General features: G+C 30.3%; 19 protein-coding genes. 3 read left to right on the top strand and 16 right to left on the bottom strand.

What is annotated here, in order from left to right; all coding sequences use genetic code 11:
• The first annotated feature begins 96 nt into the window (after positions 1–96).
• A complete protein-coding gene (locus Ctaglu_RS20775; RefSeq protein ID WP_125005336.1) occupies positions 97–573 on the top strand; it encodes a DsrE/DsrF/DrsH-like family protein in 477 nt (158 codons plus the stop codon).
• A gap of 163 nt (positions 574–736) precedes the next feature.
• On the opposite strand, the gene Ctaglu_RS20770 is transcribed toward Ctaglu_RS20775, so the two are convergent.
• From Ctaglu_RS20770 to hpdB, 4 genes are all read right to left on the bottom strand, one after another.
• Positions 737–1,633, bottom strand: coding sequence for a DUF4351 domain-containing protein (locus Ctaglu_RS20770; RefSeq protein WP_125005334.1), 897 nt, complete (start codon positions 1,631–1,633; stop codon positions 737–739).
• A 207-nt stretch (positions 1,634–1,840) separates the two neighbouring features.
• Positions 1,841–2,782: a 4-hydroxyphenylacetate decarboxylase activase gene (gene hpdA, locus Ctaglu_RS20765; RefSeq protein WP_125005332.1), complete on the bottom strand. Its 942-nt coding sequence runs from the start codon at positions 2,780–2,782 to the stop codon at positions 1,841–1,843.
• 36 nt (positions 2,783–2,818) lie between these two features.
• On the bottom strand, positions 2,819–3,088 hold the full coding sequence (gene hpdC / locus Ctaglu_RS20760) for a 4-hydroxyphenylacetate decarboxylase small subunit (RefSeq protein ID WP_125005330.1): 270 nt from the start codon (positions 3,086–3,088) through the stop codon (positions 2,819–2,821).
• Between the two features lie 5 nt (positions 3,089–3,093).
• Positions 3,094–5,811 (bottom strand): 4-hydroxyphenylacetate decarboxylase large subunit, encoded by a 2,718-nt coding sequence (gene hpdB, locus Ctaglu_RS20755; RefSeq protein ID WP_125005328.1) that lies wholly within the window; start codon positions 5,809–5,811, stop codon positions 3,094–3,096.
• A 477-nt stretch (positions 5,812–6,288) separates the two neighbouring features.
• Between hpdB and Ctaglu_RS20750 the strand changes: the two genes are divergently transcribed.
• Both Ctaglu_RS20750 and Ctaglu_RS20745 read left to right on the top strand, forming a co-directional pair.
• Entirely contained in the window at positions 6,289–6,861 is a 573-nt protein-coding gene (locus tag Ctaglu_RS20750) for an RNA polymerase sigma factor (RefSeq protein WP_125005326.1), read from the top strand.
• Positions 6,854–7,792 (top strand): DUF4367 domain-containing protein, encoded by a 939-nt coding sequence (locus tag Ctaglu_RS20745; protein WP_125005323.1) that lies wholly within the window; start codon positions 6,854–6,856, stop codon positions 7,790–7,792. The genes Ctaglu_RS20750 and Ctaglu_RS20745 overlap by 8 nt, the downstream gene beginning before the upstream one ends.
• Positions 7,793–7,893: 101 nt before the next feature.
• Here Ctaglu_RS20745 and Ctaglu_RS20740 read toward each other — a convergent pair whose 3' ends face one another.
• The 12 genes from Ctaglu_RS20740 to Ctaglu_RS20685 all read right to left on the bottom strand — a co-directional run bounded on the left by Ctaglu_RS20740 (position 7,894) and on the right by Ctaglu_RS20685 (position 17,946).
• Positions 7,894–11,301 (bottom strand): DUF4132 domain-containing protein, encoded by a 3,408-nt coding sequence (locus Ctaglu_RS20740; RefSeq protein WP_125005321.1) that lies wholly within the window; start codon positions 11,299–11,301, stop codon positions 7,894–7,896.
• 15 nt (positions 11,302–11,316) lie between these two features.
• Positions 11,317–11,901 carry a hypothetical protein gene (locus tag Ctaglu_RS20735; protein WP_233439894.1) on the bottom strand — a complete coding sequence of 195 codons (585 nt, stop codon included), beginning with the start codon at positions 11,899–11,901 and terminating at the stop codon, positions 11,317–11,319.
• A gap of 127 nt (positions 11,902–12,028) precedes the next feature.
• Positions 12,029–12,514: a hypothetical protein gene (locus tag Ctaglu_RS20730; RefSeq protein WP_125005319.1), complete on the bottom strand. Its 486-nt coding sequence runs from the start codon at positions 12,512–12,514 to the stop codon at positions 12,029–12,031.
• 23 nt (positions 12,515–12,537) lie between these two features.
• Positions 12,538–12,972: a hypothetical protein gene (locus Ctaglu_RS20725; RefSeq protein ID WP_125005317.1), complete on the bottom strand. Its 435-nt coding sequence runs from the start codon at positions 12,970–12,972 to the stop codon at positions 12,538–12,540.
• 92 nt (positions 12,973–13,064) lie between these two features.
• Complete coding sequence (locus Ctaglu_RS20720) at positions 13,065–13,487, bottom strand: DUF6892 domain-containing protein (RefSeq protein ID WP_125005315.1); 423 nt, start codon at positions 13,485–13,487, stop codon at positions 13,065–13,067.
• A gap of 212 nt (positions 13,488–13,699) precedes the next feature.
• The gene (locus Ctaglu_RS20715; RefSeq protein WP_233439893.1) at positions 13,700–14,326 is read right to left on the bottom strand and encodes an SMI1/KNR4 family protein; all 627 of its coding nucleotides are present in this window, start codon (positions 14,324–14,326) and stop codon (positions 13,700–13,702) included.
• 87 nt (positions 14,327–14,413) lie between these two features.
• On the bottom strand, positions 14,414–14,938 hold the full coding sequence (locus tag Ctaglu_RS20710) for a hypothetical protein (RefSeq protein WP_125005313.1): 525 nt from the start codon (positions 14,936–14,938) through the stop codon (positions 14,414–14,416).
• 54 nt (positions 14,939–14,992) lie between these two features.
• Complete coding sequence (locus tag Ctaglu_RS20705; RefSeq protein WP_125005311.1) at positions 14,993–15,442, bottom strand: hypothetical protein; 450 nt, start codon at positions 15,440–15,442, stop codon at positions 14,993–14,995.
• Between the two features lie 80 nt (positions 15,443–15,522).
• Positions 15,523–16,140, bottom strand: a complete 618-nt coding sequence (locus Ctaglu_RS20700; RefSeq protein WP_125005309.1) for a DUF4275 family protein — start codon at positions 16,138–16,140, stop codon at positions 15,523–15,525.
• 73 nt (positions 16,141–16,213) lie between these two features.
• Positions 16,214–16,579: a hypothetical protein gene (locus tag Ctaglu_RS20695; protein WP_125005307.1), complete on the bottom strand. Its 366-nt coding sequence runs from the start codon at positions 16,577–16,579 to the stop codon at positions 16,214–16,216.
• Positions 16,580–16,720: 141 nt separating this feature from the next.
• The gene (locus tag Ctaglu_RS20690; RefSeq protein ID WP_125005305.1) at positions 16,721–17,200 is read right to left on the bottom strand and encodes a DUF7832 domain-containing protein; all 480 of its coding nucleotides are present in this window, start codon (positions 17,198–17,200) and stop codon (positions 16,721–16,723) included.
• A gap of 92 nt (positions 17,201–17,292) precedes the next feature.
• Complete coding sequence (locus tag Ctaglu_RS20685) at positions 17,293–17,946, bottom strand: hypothetical protein (RefSeq protein ID WP_125005303.1); 654 nt, start codon at positions 17,944–17,946, stop codon at positions 17,293–17,295.
• Positions 17,947–18,249 lie beyond the last annotated feature (303 nt).

Genomic DNA, 18,249 nt, shown 5'->3' with positions numbered 1-18,249 from the left:
AAAGCTTTAGTAACCTTCTATTTATTAAAATTACAATGAGTAAGAATAAAATATAAATATATGCACACACTAAATCAAAATGAGGTGTTATAAATAATGGATAAAAAGCTAAGCCTTATAATGTTTAGTGGAGAATATGACAAAGCTTTAGCTGGATTAATACTGGCAAATTCAGCTAAAGAATTAGGAATGGAAGTATCTATGTTTTTTGCCTTTTGGGGTTTACTTCTATTGCGAGACCCCAATATAAATATAAGCGAAGGCAAGTCTTCACTTGAGAAACTTATGGGAACAATGACTCCAAAAGGTCCAGAAGAATTACCCCTTTCCAATATGAATTTTAGTGGTTTGGGAAAAAAAATGCTTGAAGCTATGATGAAGGAAGATGGAACACCAAGTCTTTCAAAATTCCTGGAAGGCGCTATAAAAAAAGGCGTTAAGTTCTATGGTTGCAAGCTTTCAATTGAAGTTATGGGCTTTAAAAAAGAAGAACTCATTCCTGAACTAGAGGTAATTGAAGCTACGGATTATCTAAAGGATGCACTTCAATCAGATATACAATTATTTATATAAGACGAAAAAACAACATTATAATTATAATGCTTGTTTTTTATTTATTGTTTAAAATTAAAGGATTTTAAAATTAGGGAAGCAATTTATATTTAATTATGTTATATCCAATACAACTACGTTCTAGTTTTTATATTGAAATCACGTACACCATCCGGGCCACATACTAAAAATATTTCTCTATTTCCTCCACATTTTTCATTTCAAATAGTTCAAGCCCTATTATTTCTATAGTTTCATCTGGTAATTCCATTATCTTATTTTTATATTCATTAGGTATTTTATTAAATCTCTTAGTTAACTGTTTTAATAAAAGTTGTGCTTTTCCTTCTTTCCTACCTTTTTCTATTCCCTTTTCCATTCCTTTTTCCATTCCTTTAGCAATTCCATCCTCTAATATCATCTTTCCTATTTCTGTCATATTAAAAACCTCCTTGAATTTTTTCTTACTTTCAGCATCTCCGAATTTTTCTAATAATGCATACAACATTGTAAGGCACTTTAATTTACTATCACTTATATTTATCTTATCTGCTAATTCTATACTTCTTATGGTTCTTTCTGTTCTGGTTAGTTTTCCCTTCATTAATGGTATAAAAGTTAAACTTAATATCTCTTCATTTGTAAGTTCTTCATTATTATCAATTTTGTTTTTTAAATAATTATATTTTTCATCACCATCTATATTATTCATGTAATAGGCTTCCATATTATATTTAATACTTCCTGCATCTATATAGTTTTCTACCTTTTTTATATCTGAAGAATATACTACTACTGTTCTTATTTTTCTATTCCCTTTATAATGCAAAGATGCATCATAAAACATAAATCTTCTTATATCCTCTTGCCTATTTGTTGTTTGGAATTCGAAATGAAGATAATTGCCATCTTCTGTATAGAAAGTATAATCCATAAAGTTTGTATTTATTTTTATATCTTTTAGCTCTGTTTGTGCTGGTGCTATTATCTTAGTATTTATTCCAAAAAAATCAACTGCATTTTGTTGAAAAAAATCCATAGCACTTTTAAGAACTGAATCTTCAATCTTCTCATAATCCACATCTGTTCCTCCTTAATTATATCATAATATTACCTGTTTATAGTATTGGTATAATTTTGGATTTTATGCGAACATTCGTTCTTAAAATTAACAATAATAAAAAAATGCCAACTACTTCTTTATATAATCTTTTAGGTGCCACCCGCCTGGCAAAAATATAATGGATAAGCACTAAATGCCTATCCATTCATAATCACTTAAACCTTTTTAAAAAACTGTGTCACTTCCAACATAGCATGCTATTCCATTATCTAAATATAAATCTTGAAGCTTGCTCATTTTTTCCTCATCTGTTGCTTCTTCTTTACTGTAACCATATTCTTTACCAAGCTGATTCCATTTTGAATCTCCCATTCTATGAAAGGGTAAAAGATTAATTTCAAAAATTCCTAGCTTTTTCATGAAACTTACTGTCTCAATAGCATTCTCCTGCGTATCATTAAAATCATGAATTACAGGCATTCGAAGCACTAATCTTCCTGCCCAACCTGAGTTAACAAGGGTCTCTATATTTTTAAGTATTAAATCATTATAAACACCTGTTTTCTCTTTATGCCTATCTCTATTCATATGCTTTACATCTATAAAAGCAAAATCTATATATTTCATAGTTTCCAAAAATATATTAGTATCTATGAAAGCTGATGTTTCAATAGCCGTGTGAATATATGATTCTTTGCATTTTTTTAAAGTTGCTATTAAAAATTCATTTTGGCAGAGGGGATCACCTCCACTAAAAGTAACTCCACCATTACTCCCCCAAAATTGTCTATCTCTATTTAAAATTTTTAATAAATCTGTTACCGTATAATGCTTGCCACAGACTCTTAATGCTTCGTTATAGCACACCTTAGCACATTCAAAAGTAGTACATTCTCTACATACTTCCCAGTTTAATATTAACTTCTGCTGCTCATCAAAACTAATGGCCCTGTTATTACAAGCTTCTTCGCATCTAATGCAGCCCTTTTCATGTTTGCATTTTGTTTGTGAAAACATGATTTTTTCCTTATTAGTCCAACCTTCAGGATTAGCACACCACTCACATTTTAAAGTGCACCCACTCATAAAACAAGTTGTTCTGCACCCAGGACCATCATGTACGCAGTAACTTTGTATATCAAAAATAATTCCTTTATTCTCCTCCATAATAGTTTCCCCGACTTTCAATACGTAATTTGAATTCTATTTATTTACTTTGTAACCTTCGCAAGTTACTGCATTTAACTCTCCATAGGTCCAAGATTGTTTTTTTAATCCGGTGCATGTTCCAATATTATCTTTATTAGGATTTTTAAAGCTTAAGCAGTTGTTACATTTACTAACCTCATTGAAATTCTCACAAACTTGCGCATCTATAAATACCATTTGATTTGATAATCTACAAATACCCTTTGCTACATCAATTGGCGAAAAATTTATACAATCATTATGCTTCATACTCTCATTTGCCATTTTAATTAAACCCCCTCATATTCAGTTCTTGCAATAACTTCATCTTGTATAGGCTTACCTATTTCACACCAGTATTGTGTAAATCCAGCAACACGTACCATTAAGTCTCTATAGTTTTCAGGGTTTCCCTGTGCATCTTTTAAGACCTTAGAATCTACAATGTTATACTGAATATGGTATCCACCTTCTCTCATATAAGAACGAGTCAGGTCAAGAAGCTTCTTTGATCCTTCAATACCTTTTATAGCACTTGGATGAACTTTAAGATTCATCTGGGAATTTTGGGACATACTATGATCCCAAACTGTAGCCGATTTAAATAATGCATAAGGACCATTTTTATCTGTTCCAGGGTATGCGGACATAGAACCATCTGCATAGGTTGTACCAGCTAAACGACCATCTGGAGTGGCCAAGGTCGCTGCTCCTTGTGCACCATGAGTTGAAACAGAAATTTGGCAAGCGTACATTTTTTTCGCATATAAGGACTCATAATTATGGGTCATATTACAGAACCATTCTTCATAATCTTTTAGTATATTGTCAACAAAATCATCATCGTTCCCATATTTAGGAGCAAGCAGACAATCTCCATACATATTATCATATTTAGTATTTATATCTTTTTTCTCTTGATCTGTAAGTGAATAACTACCCACCTCACTAGCTGTTTTAAACCCAAAGTTATCAATCATTGCTTCTGTCATTTCTTCAATAGTATATTTTTTCTCTTCATATACAAGCTTTTTCAATGCTGCTAAGCTATTTACACAATTAATAGTTCCACAACTTTCAATATTGTATGTTGCATTATATTTATAACCTAAATTACCAATATGCTGTCCCTTATCCAAACAGTTAGGTTTTAACATAGAATTAAATACAGCCATATTCTTCTTACGCCAAATATCATGCTGAATATTATTAGTTTTAGCAAGTACATCACAAGTTAATGCATAATAATCTTTAAATTGTTGTAAAAGTTCTTCATAAGTTTCAAGTTTCTTATTATGTGCAGGATATACTTGCAAACCTATTCTATTATCTCTTCCATTTGTAAGCACAAGTTCTAAGATCTTTGGATTAGCAATAAAATGAACACCAACGGAAGTAGGCTGTCCTGCGCCCCCGGAAACACTATAAGTTTTACCGTTTAAAGTAAGATCTTTCCAACTGCAAGGTGATGTTTCAAGACATCCTCCTATTGCAACAGACCTTGCCTCCTTAATAGTCATTCCTTCTTCTCCATACTGATTCATCATGAATTCTACTGCACCACGATTATTCACCCAAGCAGGATATCCTGTACCTGTTTTATCACATTCAATACATTTTAATAAGAATTCTTCTGGCAACTTTTCATCATATAAACAGGACAAGGTTGGCTGTGGTGTAGCACAAGTTATGCCAGCCTGAACGATTAAATATTCCAATCTATTTACGGCGCAGCTACCATCTTTCTTAAGCCCACCTAATGTTAAATTGTTAAAGGTATTGCCTGAAAGAACCCCTCCTACAACTCCAGTGGACGCAAAACAATCTATAGTTGTGAACTTAACTCTGTGAAGTTCAAGAAGCTCTAACACTTCACCTTCAGTTGTTCTTCCTTCCTCAATATCTTGCTGGAACCATGGATATAATATTTGACCAAGTCGTCCAAGTGACATTCCTGAAATAGCATCCTCATTAACTACTGCTATATGAATTATATAGGTTAATTGAATTGCTTCTCTGAATGTACGTGGCTGTTTATGTGCGATCCATTCCAAGCATTCAGCTATTTCAATATATTCTTGCTTTTGTTTTTCATCACCGCAACTTTCCACTAAAGCTCTTGCATGCTTTGCATAATTTAATATCCAGTTTTGAATTCCTTCTATAATTAGTTTAACAGATTCATAAAAATATAGACGATCCATACCTATAATCCCATCACCATCAGCATTTCCAGCTACATTTGCCTTTAACTCCTCCGCCATATCAATTAAATTATCAAACCCATACTCAAGAGGATAATAATAATTTATAACTTCTCTACCTTGTGGTAATGTAAATCCTGAGTCAAACATGCAGATTAATGACTTCATAATATTTTCTTTTATATGATAACCTGGTACCATTTGTTCATATTTGTGACCTAAGTCATCAACAGAACGTCCAACCCATTCTTTAGCAAGTGTAATTAATGCAGGTATTTCTTCCTGTCTCATTCCAAACTTACCAGCTATTGATACTACCTTACCAAAGTTATTGGTAACGTTTCCACCACCTGTGCCAAATTTACTAAGTTCTCCTGCACTACCACTTCCGCTTTCTAATGCTGCCTTATAAAGCTCGTCTTCTTTTGCAACAAAGAAACCTTCTGAAAGCCAAGGCATGGGAAAAGAGCCCCTATAATTATTAGTTTTTTGCATAACTAACTTTTCTCCTGGTATTATATTTGGTGTTAAATGTGAAAATGCACATTTAAGGGATTCTGCTCTTCTAACAACATCTACCTCTCCCTCTAGTTCATTCCATCTTCTACTATACCAATAAGGAAATTCTGTATTAGCAGATGATAGTGTGTCATAATAGATATCCCTAAGTCTCTTAGCCCTAGGACTTGGCTCCATTTTTATTTCACGACCCATCAGACCTTCTGGTGCTTTTCCACCAAATTGGTTATTGATAGGTATTCCTTTTTCAGCCAAAATATCAGCTAATTTTGTTTTTATTGCCATTAAATTCTCCCCCTTTTAACGTGCTTGTTATAAACTAATGTAATTATAAAAATAAATTATAAATTTGCTTTTAATCTTCCAAAGTTAAATATATGTCTATATATGTTATAACACAATTTATCCATAAATGTAATGTTCAAAAAATCTTATATATCAACGCTATACTTTTCATTTACCTTCCATAGTAAGTATAGTTTGTTACAGACGAGTCTTAAATAGCTTTATAATGTATGAAAACAGAGTATGCATTTTGCTGGTGGTACCCACTTTATACTATAAGTTTTGTTATAGTTTTTTTATGTTATATAAAAGTTTAAAAAAAAGATTGGAAAATATGTAGTAGTTTTATATTTTTCTCGTCTTAACTACTGTAATTACAATACAAAATAAAATGCGCATTTTATTCTAGGCTGTAATATCTTTAGAACATATCATTGAATTAAATGCCTACAAAGTAAATTCATGAAGGAGATGGGAATGGAAACGGTGAATTTTGAAATATATGAAGACAGCAATAAAATAAACTCCACTCAGACCACGGTTACTGAATTTACTGAAATATACACGGCTTATTATAAGCGTGTATTTAAATATATTTGTTACCGAATTGATGACCAAAATATGGCCGAGGAATTATGTAGCCAAGTTTTTGAAAGGATTATTGCAAAATATAGCAGTTTTTCTAAAAATAAGATGACTTTTGAAGGCTGGATTTTTGCCATAGCAAGAAACACTATAACAGACTATTATCGAAAGAACAAACGAGGATTTCATTTTTCACTGGATTATATAATTGACATAGTATCTTCAAAACCATCTCCTGATGAACTGATTCTCATAGAAGAGAATAACTCATATTTATTTCGAGCATTAGCTCATCTGAGTGAAAGGGATCGTGCTGTAGTTTCAATGAAATATGGAGCTGAACTCAGAAATACGGAAATTGCAAAGTTAATGGAATTAAGTGAATCAAATGTAAGTGTTATTCTTTGCCGTAGCTTAAAGAAATTGCAAAAAAAATTAATCCGTGGAGGTTTTAAATATGAATAAAAAATCAGACATGAATGAACTTAAGCAGCTTGAAGATTTGCTTATAAATGTAGATGTTAATAGCAGTGAGCATGAGGCCACAATTTTAAATCGCTTAAAGTATAAAATAGAAACAGGAACAATAAAATCAAATTATATAGAAAAGGATGGGTTATATATGAAAAAGAAATTTTTTAGACCTGCTACAATTGCAGGCTTAGCGTTGGCAACATTTATTTCGGGGGCATCTGCTGCTTATGCCAGTGGAACTTTGGACTCCATCATTGCACATTTTCAAGTAGGTCATACTCAAATAACACAATATGCCAGTAATAATGAAGCTAAAGATGTTAATACCGAAAGTGATGCAAAAAGTCTTAAATTCATGCAAGAAGGCTATAAAGGCAAACTATTTGATAAAAACGGAAAAGAAGCAATATATGGTGAAAGTAAAACCTACTACACTGCAGATGGCAAAATTATTACTGAAATGGGAGTAAAAGATTTGCCAAATGGAGAACATGAATTTGTTATTTCAACAGAAGAGAATACTTCAAGTAATGAAAAATCTCTTACTTTAGAAGAAGTTAAGAAAGTCGCTAACAGCAACAGTAAGCTTCCTAATTACCTGCCACAAGGTTATGCTTTTAAAAATGCAACCACCTCGTTTAAGGGAGCAGGAGTTAATGTAGTGTATGGCAATTCATTAGGAGATACAATCACCCTCTTAGCCTCTAGCACAAAAGAAGCAACCTGCGGTGTAGCATCCACTGGCAAGGTTAGTGAAACATCTATTGATGGAAAAAAAGTAACTTTATCAACCAATTGTGCTTTTTGGGAGTCAAAAGGTGTAACTTACCAATTATATTGGAATTTTAAAAATAGTAGCGAGGACAAAACACCTTCTATGGATATGAAGGAGGTTTCAAAAATAATAGAGTCTATGAAATAAAACATAAAATCTTTTTTCGATAAAGAGTGTATTTCATTCCCTGTTTAGGGATAAAATACACTCTTTGTTTTTTGATTTACTGATAAATAATGGCTCTTTTTCTATCGGTTCAGCTTCCAATTAGCACTAAACCCAGTTTTAGCTTCTAAAGCTCTATCTACATCATAAAGTATTTCACTAAAAAATCTTTCTGGTACTTTTGATGGAACAATAATATTTTCCTCGCTTATTTCATCATAAACATAACTTCCACGTTCAACTGTGCTCGCCCTATAGAAAGTTAACTCATAAATAGTGGTTTCTTCATTTTCACAACCAATAGAAAGCCACTCAAAAGAAAGTTCTGCAGCAATACCTATTTTTTCATCTTCTTTATAGAACTGATAGTATCCCCCACCATCTTGCACAGAGCCTCTATACCAGCCCATTTTACTAAGCTTACCGACCAATGAAAGTCCATTAATTTTTACACCTGCAAAACGTTCTATAGGCTTCATTTCTTTCTCTTTTTCATTTACCTTATAAACCTCTCTGCGTAGCTGAAGGAAAGGTTGTACTATTTCATAATCTTCAAATTGCTGAATCCAAGTATTTAATGTGTCTTTGTCCATTTCCAAAGGATGTACAAGTCCTATAAGATAATCTTCTAGAAGTTCATATTCTTCTTCATCCTTCCTATTAAAGCTGCCATCTTCCATGTATCTAAAAGTGTCCTTTAATTCTCCTTTAACATATACTCCCCACACTAATCCAAGAGAAAATTTATGCATAATAGGATTTTTTACAAATAGGTTTTCCCAATCTTTTTTCTTCCAGATTCTACTTACGGAAAGTGCCATTTCCAATCTTAAAGTTTGAGTAGAAACTACAGTTTTAATTTGCTTTTTAAGATTTTTAAATTCTTTTGATGCTTCTTTAGCTTTTAACTCATCATCAGATTTATTTGGTTTTGGTAAAGTTTTAATTATCTTTCCATTATTATCTATGATTTTTAAAGAGAAATCCAAATCTAAAATTGCTGTAAAACTTCTACTTCCAAAGTCAAATATCCTTTCTCCCCTTTTATTAAAATCTAAATCTGGTACTATTTTATCCGCCAGTTCTTCCTCTGTTAAATTAAGCATTTGAGCCGCAAAAATAAACGCTTCCTCTGCCGCTTTTTTAATCTGTTTATGCTTAAATTTCCTTGCTATTGTATCTATTATTATTAAACACTCATCACTTCCATTTAATGACAAAGCTTTTATGGCATCGCATGCAATAGCTCCTCTTGAATTCTTAGACCATATATCTATTTGAGTCTTTAATGCATTAACAACATTAAAGCCCCCTACTGCTGAAATTAAAGATAATATCCACTTCTGCTTTGTATCTGCATCGTTATTGATCCAAAGATTTAAAAATTCATTTCCAAGTTGATCTAAATCATGCACATTACATTTTTCAATGACCTTTTCTGCTACTTTATTTCTTTCCACAACATTTTCTAAAGAGTATTTACTTATCAAATAAATTATTACGTCTTTTGATACTAAGTTTCCATCCTCATACCTTATATCTTGAAGTACACTTACTGGAATCCAGGCTGGAGCAGTATAGGCGGTTTTCTGCAACCTTTCAGTACAATACTTACTTATACTTTCCGCAGTTTCAAGTATTTCATTATCTAAATAATCTGCATTTATAATATTTAATAGTAACACTTTAACATTTTCTTTCTTTTCTAAGTCTGCAAACTTTTGAAGTTCTTTAGCCGAATCTCTCATGTCAAAGTTTATAAGTATCCTAGCAGCAGCTTCTCTAACTGCTAACTTTTTACTCTTTAACTCACTTAATACTTCTTTTTTACAGCCCTCATAAGAACTAAGAAGAATTACCATTTTGCCTCGTATAACTTTAGAACTATCTGATAAATGATTAATAAGAATTGAAGCATACTTTTCATTATTTACATTAAATAGTTTTTCAAGTACTATTTCTTTAACGTTGATATTTAATTTACCTATATTGTTTATAATCTCTGTATTTTCCTCTAAACACAACTTACTTAAGTATTCTATAACCTTTGATTGACTTCTAAAATTATATGCATTTAAAGCCCTATCTGCTGTTAAAATCAAATGTTTTTCACTTATATCTAAAGCTGTAAGTTCTTTAGCAAAACTTATATAACTTATAGACTGACTTTCTATTATTTTATCTATAATAGAAGCTGCTAAAGAATATTTTTCAGCTTTAAGCCCAAACTCTAAAAATCTATATATAATGTCCCTAGTTTCATTTGTAAAATAAATTAATTTAAAACAAAAGGCATGATAACTCCATAAATATCCTGTATCTGCTACTTCTCTAATTTTGGTAGCATATTCATTTATACAATCTTCATTTTTTCCTTCTAACACATATTGTAAAACCTTAGATTTTTCTAATTGTGATACCATATCAGAATCTCTAGAAACATCTATATAACCTCTTAAAAATTTTCCAATATATTGCTTGACTTTTTTTAAGTCCTCATCTTCTTTTGAATAATTATAAATAAAAGAAGCAAGTGTAAGCCTTTCCACATCTTCAATATTACTTTTATTAATAACCTCTAGACTTTCTCTGAAAACTAAGGGTATTTCTTTTATCCTTTCATTTATCTCTTTAAGTACTTTCTTATTTTCATCTCTAATATATAAGTTTATCAATCTAATCACATATAGTCTCTTATCAATGTTAAAGGCCTCTACAATATCATAAATATCAACCTCAGCATCATATGTACCAATAAATCCTACCCATTCATCAAATATGATTCTCCCATTGCTACTGTTATTGACTATATTTGTAATGATATGTGCAAATTCTTCATTTTTACTGTGAGCATAGTATAAAAATTTAACTAAAGCTATCTGCTTATTTTTTAATTGTTTATTTACATTTTCAATATTGTTAAGACACACTTTTATAAATTTTTCTCCATCTTCAGGTAAATCACAGGAATTTTTAACCGCTATAATAGCTACCACTAATTTTACAAAAGTATCCTCTGAAATTAAAAAAGCTTTTGAGAGTATTAACTTATCTTCATTTATTAATTCTTCAGAAGCTATAATTATTTCACTCACATAATCTAAACAAAATGAATTACTTGAATAACCTTTTATAATCCAAACTAAAAATCTTTCTTTATTATCTATGTATTTCAAATAATCTAAAATTTTACCAACAGAATAAAATCTATTATATAACATTTTGAAAAAACCTTCCTGACCTATAGCAAAAAATATATTCAAAATCCTTTTAAAAACATCTTCTTTATCCATAAATCCATCTAATAATTCCCATAATTTTTCTCTGATATTGTAATGACTTCTAAGGGATTTTTCTATATTATACTTATGAGTTTTACTGAAATCTAATAAACCACCATTTTCAATATAGTCTTTAATTTCCCTTACCTCTTCATCTTTTAATGTACAATTGCAAAGATTAACTTGCAGTATATTTAATAGTTCATCCATGTGTTTCCTCCTTATTTAACAATTATGTGTAACTTCTAACTTATTGTTTTCATATATGGTTCCATAAGTAGCACAAAGCAATAATCCGCCACATACCTCACTGCCAACTTGAAAATGTATTTCATCTTCATAAGTATCAATACTACCAGCTTCAATGGTATCTACAAGTTTTTTCAAATCAAGAATTGGCAAATATTGAGCTACTATTTCATAGCTCGTTAAGTTATCTTTATTGGTATACACATTATATTCTTGAATTTTTTTATAAACGGGACTTTGACTCTGTAAATCATGTATTACTTGTCCATTTTCATCTTCAAACTTCTTCATTTTTTCTTCAACTATGTAATCCGGATACTTTTTACTGCCTTTATCACTAAATCCAAACTCCCAAAAGGGATATTCTATATCGCATAAGTACGTTATAATCCACATTAAAAATTGCTCATTTATGTAATTAACATCTGCTTCTAATTCTTTAAATCTATCACCGTAGTATTTTGAAATTTTCGAGAATTTCTCATCTTGTGACGTATCCTCTTGCACTCCTGCAATTTCACATCCATATAAGTCTATAGAGATAGTATCAAACTTCCCCATAACGCCTAAGTCAACAATTTTATCCCAATAAACTTATTCTCCCTCTTTACTAATTTTAAGCATAAAAAATCATCTCCTCATTTATATCTATAGCGTTTTAATCTTAGACTTTAACTTATACCTTCACTTAATCCTTAACCGGAATATTATACATGTTAACAAATAACTTCAAATTTTTATTAAGTTCATTTACCACTTTAAATACTGGTTCTAATGATTCACCAATACCATCAATAAATAGGTCAATGTGAAATTTTAAAGTTGTCCCAAGTTGTCTGCCATATGGGGTTACTGGCGGTAATGCAAATGGTCTTAATTGAATTTTTGTGCCACCTCTAGCACTGTCCCTAACAAACCAAGCAAGAAATTCAAGGCTGTTTAGACTTTCTGCAGAGTTATCAAGCTTAAATTCAAATTGTATAAGCACTTCATTTTTCAGACCACCATTTGTACGTAAAAGAGCTGCGTGGGGTAGATGTGAAAACTGAGACACTTTTAACAATTCAACATTTACCTCTTCTAGGTTGTCCAGTCCACTTTCTATTGAATCAATTCCTCTCAATTTTAAAATTGTATTCTGGAAATTTTCTATATCCATTGGATAGCCGCTCATATTCTCCTCCTTATTGATTTCTTTTATTTTATCCTTGTATCTTCATCCATCAACATCTGTTCTCTTATATATTGATGAAATGTTTGTCCGCAAATTTGCAATTCTTCCCTATCATGCCAGAATTCAGCAACCTTCCATTCTTCTTCAATAAGGAAGCCTGAAAAATCACCACTATAGTTCTCTCCAAAAACTAAAAATTTCTTATCTTCCAAATCATACAAGTCATACCCTGTAAGATCCTCTATAGTTTCTAAAGCTCCATGAACTACAAATTGACATTCCCTAAAAGATCCAGTTCCTATTTCTTTAAGATAGTCTAAATACTCCTGCGGTATGCCTAGGTGTTGCTCAACTAGTTCCTTTATTTGTGCATCAGTCCACTTTTCACGACTGTTCATTTCAGTCTCTTCTTTATCTTCGACTATTTCTAAAAAACTTATTTCTTCTTGGTACCTCAACTAAACTCACCTTTTCCTTTTTATAATCTAATCTTCATCCTCATCATCTTTTTCACAAAATTCCCATTAGAATGATCCATCAATATACCTACTTATTCAATAACAATTCCTTGTTTTTTTATTGGCTCTAAAACTTCTTCAGCTACCATACTAATGAGTTGTACGGATTTTAAATTTTTAATGTGTTCAAACCCTTTTACTGATTGAACATCAAAAAAACAATCCTCTCCATCCCAATCTGGTTCTATATAGCCATAAATTTCATTACCACCATCAAAGCACAATTCTGTAATCTTATCTAAATCTGTTTGCCCTATATTTAGCTCAGCGAAGAATTGAAGTATTCCTTTGATAGGACCCGCGTCTGTGTACCATTCGTAATTTTTAGTATGCTCTTCAACTAATGCTTCCAACTCATCTTGAAAAGCTGAACTTTTATCTAACAAAGCTTCAATTACTACCAATTTAAAATTAAAATCTTCAAATATCCCCATTTTATCTATATATTTTTCCATTTTGAAAACTCCTTTTCTATTTTAAATGAAATTATAGTATCTAAAACTTACATTTCTCACACTAAATAATCCCTCTCCAAATCCACTATATCCTTTGACTTAAGCATATGCATAACTGTATTACTCACTAGTTTTTCTTCTAAATCTAAAACTTCACCTTTTAAATACTCAGCCAATTTTTCTGGCCTAAAAACAAAAGTTATATATTTTACTTACTCTATCGTATCTTCGTTAATAAAATCTATCCCATTTTCAATTAGCATTTGTAAATAATTATCAAAACTATCTGCTATCACTTGAATTTCATCGGGATCATGCAAAAATCTTACAATCTGCCCCTTAATTCCTTTTACAGAAGGTGAAAAATCAATAAACAACTGTGATGTGCCACCATTATTCATACAATCTGAAAAATGTAACCATTTCATGTTATTTGCACAATCTGTAATTCTTTCATCTACTTCAACCTCATCACTATATTCACGATTAACGTAGTCAGCATAGAAATCGACTGCTTCATTTTTACTCTCCAAAATCTGATTTACTGAAAGTAGATAATATGGATACTCATTAACATCAGACCCAAGAATATAAAAGGTAATTTTTTCTCCTTCATATTCCCTCCAATACGTTCCATCCACATATTCAAGAAGTTTTATTAAGGAATCTGGGATGTTAGTATATTCCTCTTTCAATTTGTTAATATCTTCTTTGCTCGCACCATGCATAACTCTTTCAAAATAATCCCAACTCTCTTTTCCATCATTATCATAGTATGCTTTTTTTAATCTACTTACATATTCTTCAATAATTTTCATTACATCCTTCTCCAATCTCATATTAATTAATACTTGTTAAAAACAAATTTATTTTTCAAACCAACAAATTACTATTTATATTACTCAACCTTAAATACAAATTGGAATTTATACTTCATTATTCCATTCTCTAAATATCTTATTATTTTGAAATAAAATTAATTTTTTACCTCTCATTATATCATTTAAACATATTTTATCTGGTTTTGTAAAATCAATCTTTGTACTATTTTTAATGACATTGCAACCTTCCTCATAATATACATTATATTTACATGTATCTGTATAAAATATATGTGCTAATTTCCGCAAATCTCCACCTTTACAAGCTTTGCTTCTAAATATAATATATATAAAATCTAACTGGTCCGTTGGGTCAATGTATGTATCAAGTATAATAAATTCATCAAATGAATCTAAAGAATAATGCACTTCCATAGCACTCTTATCACTTCTACAATTGTATAGTGTTTCAATAATTCTACATACATCAAATTTCACATTTAAAAGTTCCATTATCTTCACAAAAGTCGGTTCAATATTATATTCATCTGCATCATCATATGGATATACAGCCAATGTATCAAATGGCATCATCATTTTTATCTCAATATCCCACATAGTTTTTTCCAAAGTATTCACTCCTATAAATTGGGACTTTTCTGTCCTCCATTTTAATCATAAGTTTCACATGACATGAAGGTCCAAAAATTTCAAAGTTATATTGTTTTCATCAATTTTCATTATATGAAATCTGGCTGTTAGATCACTCAGTTCACCATTTAAAGGAACGCAATCATAATGCACCATCCCTATAATATTTTCATCTTTAAAGTTCCAGTCACGACTTACTTCGATACTGTTCATTATTTTATCCTTTTCTTTATTATCAAAAATCGAAGTAATTTTATAGTCCTCAGAACCAAACATTTCTTTTATTTCCTCACGGGTATAACCAATAACACCATAGCCATATACAGCTTGTTCTAATAGGTCAGAGGTCCATTCAACTTCCAAATTATCAGATGGAAACATAGAAAGTGCCTCTTCGTATTTTTCAACAGCTAAAAGTTCATTCCACTCAATAATCAGATTTTTAATTTCTTCATCCCTTACATCAATGGGTAATGTCCTCATTTTACAGCTCCCTTCTCAAAATATAAAAAATCTTCGTATAAAATCGCTATTTATAGTAATTTAGATTATTCTCATACACCCTATTTAGTTTTTATCATAAAAAAGTATGGACCACACATTGATTCATGTGTATTTACATATGTCCATTTAAAAGATTGGTCAAATAAATATATGTCATCAACTAATTCATTCTCAATAAAATCAGGTGTCAACTCATCATATTCCTTAATAATCTCTTCATCATTATCAAATTGATTAAAACTATACATCCTTTTGGTTCTTAATCTTTCAAACTCTTTCTTAGCTTTATCTCCAACTATAGCTTCTACATAATTCCACGAAAAAATATGCCACAGATAATTTCCACTTGATGTAATATGCTCTTTTTTATCCTCACAACTTATATTAGGTGCAAAATTTCCTAACCATTTATATTTTATCTCTTTCACTGTAACATAATTTCCACCTAAACACCTTAATCCTTCATTGCCTATTCCATATGCTTTTTCCAAGCAATCTGTTTTATGTATATAATCTTTAATATCAGACCAACTTACAAATTCCATTTCATCTCTCATATAATCATCATGTACCTTTTTCTGTAGCCAAACATAATACAAATCAGCATTTTCCTTATATATTTCATACCTATACTCTTCATCAAAAGAATAAATTACATCAACTAAATTTTCTCTCATAATAACCTCCCATTATATAAATAAATCTCCTCAGCAAATTACTATTTATATTACTCAACCTTAAATATGAATTTCATTCTATAATTAGTTTAATATATCCATTTTCCTCTTTGTTATATACTCGGTTACCAATTATTTTAGATACTTCCATAATATTATCATGATTATCTTCATTATCATTAAGACTGCCTTCTAATTCAAAAACTAGAGTTCTTAGAGCCCCATCATTTTTTTCTTCAAAGCAATCAGTACAATTTACATAATATTTGTCTAAGATATCTTCTAAAGGATATTGACTGTCTTCATCTTTTTCCAATTCACAAGATAGCGTAATTCTGAAATTTCCATCAGATAGATTTTTATATACATTTTCATTTATTTCTTTGTATTTTGTGCTGTCATTATATTTTTCTAAAACAATAACCTTGATATTTTTCATATACTTTTTTCCTTTCTTATGAGTTCATCATTGTGCTTTATCTACTCAATAAATTACTACTTATCTTCCAAATAATTAAAACCTATTTTTACATTGAAATTTTTAGGAATTCATTAACTACCAAGCATTATAAAAGGCATGCTATTTCTCATTTTTGCAAAAATCCTCACATCTTCTATTTAATATAACTTCAAACTTTTTATAATCCTTCCAGTCAAAATCAAACTCACAAGGAATATCATGCAGTTCATTGAAAACAAAATCTACGTAATCTTTCATAAACTGTTCACTATCATAATAATATTCAGTAAATGCTAATCCTTCGTCATTAAAATCATCACTCCATAGCTTACCATCACAACATGTTAGAAAAAAATCCACTCCTGTCATTTCTTCCCTTCTTACCTTTTCAAGATTTTCTGAATCATATTCTTTATGCATGTCTCCTTCCAGATTATTATTAATAATCCATGTAAGGTAAAAGCCAATATGAACACAGGATCTTTCAATAATTATCTTATTCTGTTCATCATTAATATTTTTAGGATCTATTTTCTTATTAGAACAATAAGACTTCATTGCTCTATCATAATAATTATCATAACTATCGAAAACAGCCATTACATCATTCATCCTTTCAGATTACTATTTAATTTTTAATAAATTATTACATATAGTATAAATCTAATATCATTCAATTTTTAATCCTAATATTAATTTCTCCAAATGCAAAGCTCTTCAAGATTCTTCAATTCCTCTAAACCATCAAGGCTTTCTAAAGAAACACCACCTAATTCCAAAATTCTAAGTTTATCTAAATTCTTCAAGAAATCAATTTTATGAATCTCAATACAACAATCCATAAACCTCAAGGCTTCTAATTCTGTAAAACACTTAAAATCATCAGTGTTTAATAGCGTCTCATTTTCAGCATCTTCTTCATACTCTTCTTTTATATAACAACCATCATAAGGTTCAAAACTTGCTAAAGATTCTTCAAATTTACTACTTTCCATTGATATTTTTTCAAACTCCACATCCCAGATATCCACCTGATTTTCAAGTGCTTTATCCTTTAATTCTAAAGAATAACTATCCTCCCATTTTTCGCTTTCAATAAATTCATCAATAAAATTAAATCTTTTTGTATTATATATACAACAACATTCGTATTCATCACCACAATCACTTGGAATAAATTTTTGAGGTGGTGCTTGAAGACTTAATTGAAGTTCGTAACCATTGCTTGTTCCAATTCTAATGTATTTTATTTTCTTTAGATCTTCTTCTTTTAATATGTTATCTTTCTTATTTAAAAATTTACATAAACATTTTTGTAACCATTTTGATTTCAATTTTATTTCCATTGTTATCCTCCATTTTCTAACATAGACACACATACAAATTTACTATTTATTGAGTTGTTTTACATCTTTCATATGTCGTATTGAATTACTTTTATGATACAAAATTTTTATGAAGTGAGAATTGAGAACGAATGAAGTTTTTCGATTAAAAGGCTTCCTTATCACATTACTACAAATGTAGTGCGTCAAAATATAGCTTTATGGAACTGCATTCCTAAGTCAAATTATAACTATAATACTAATAATTATCTAGTGGTTATTTGCTTTTTTACTAAGCAGATTATTCCTATAACAAAGCTCCTA

The organism is Clostridium tagluense (assembly GCF_003865095.1).
In the GTDB taxonomy this organism is placed as follows: Bacteria; Bacillota; Clostridia; order Clostridiales; family Clostridiaceae; genus Clostridium_AD; species Clostridium_AD tagluense.
The sequence above is the reverse complement of the archived record's forward strand: the minus strand, read 5'-3'. Positions and strand labels throughout refer to the sequence as shown.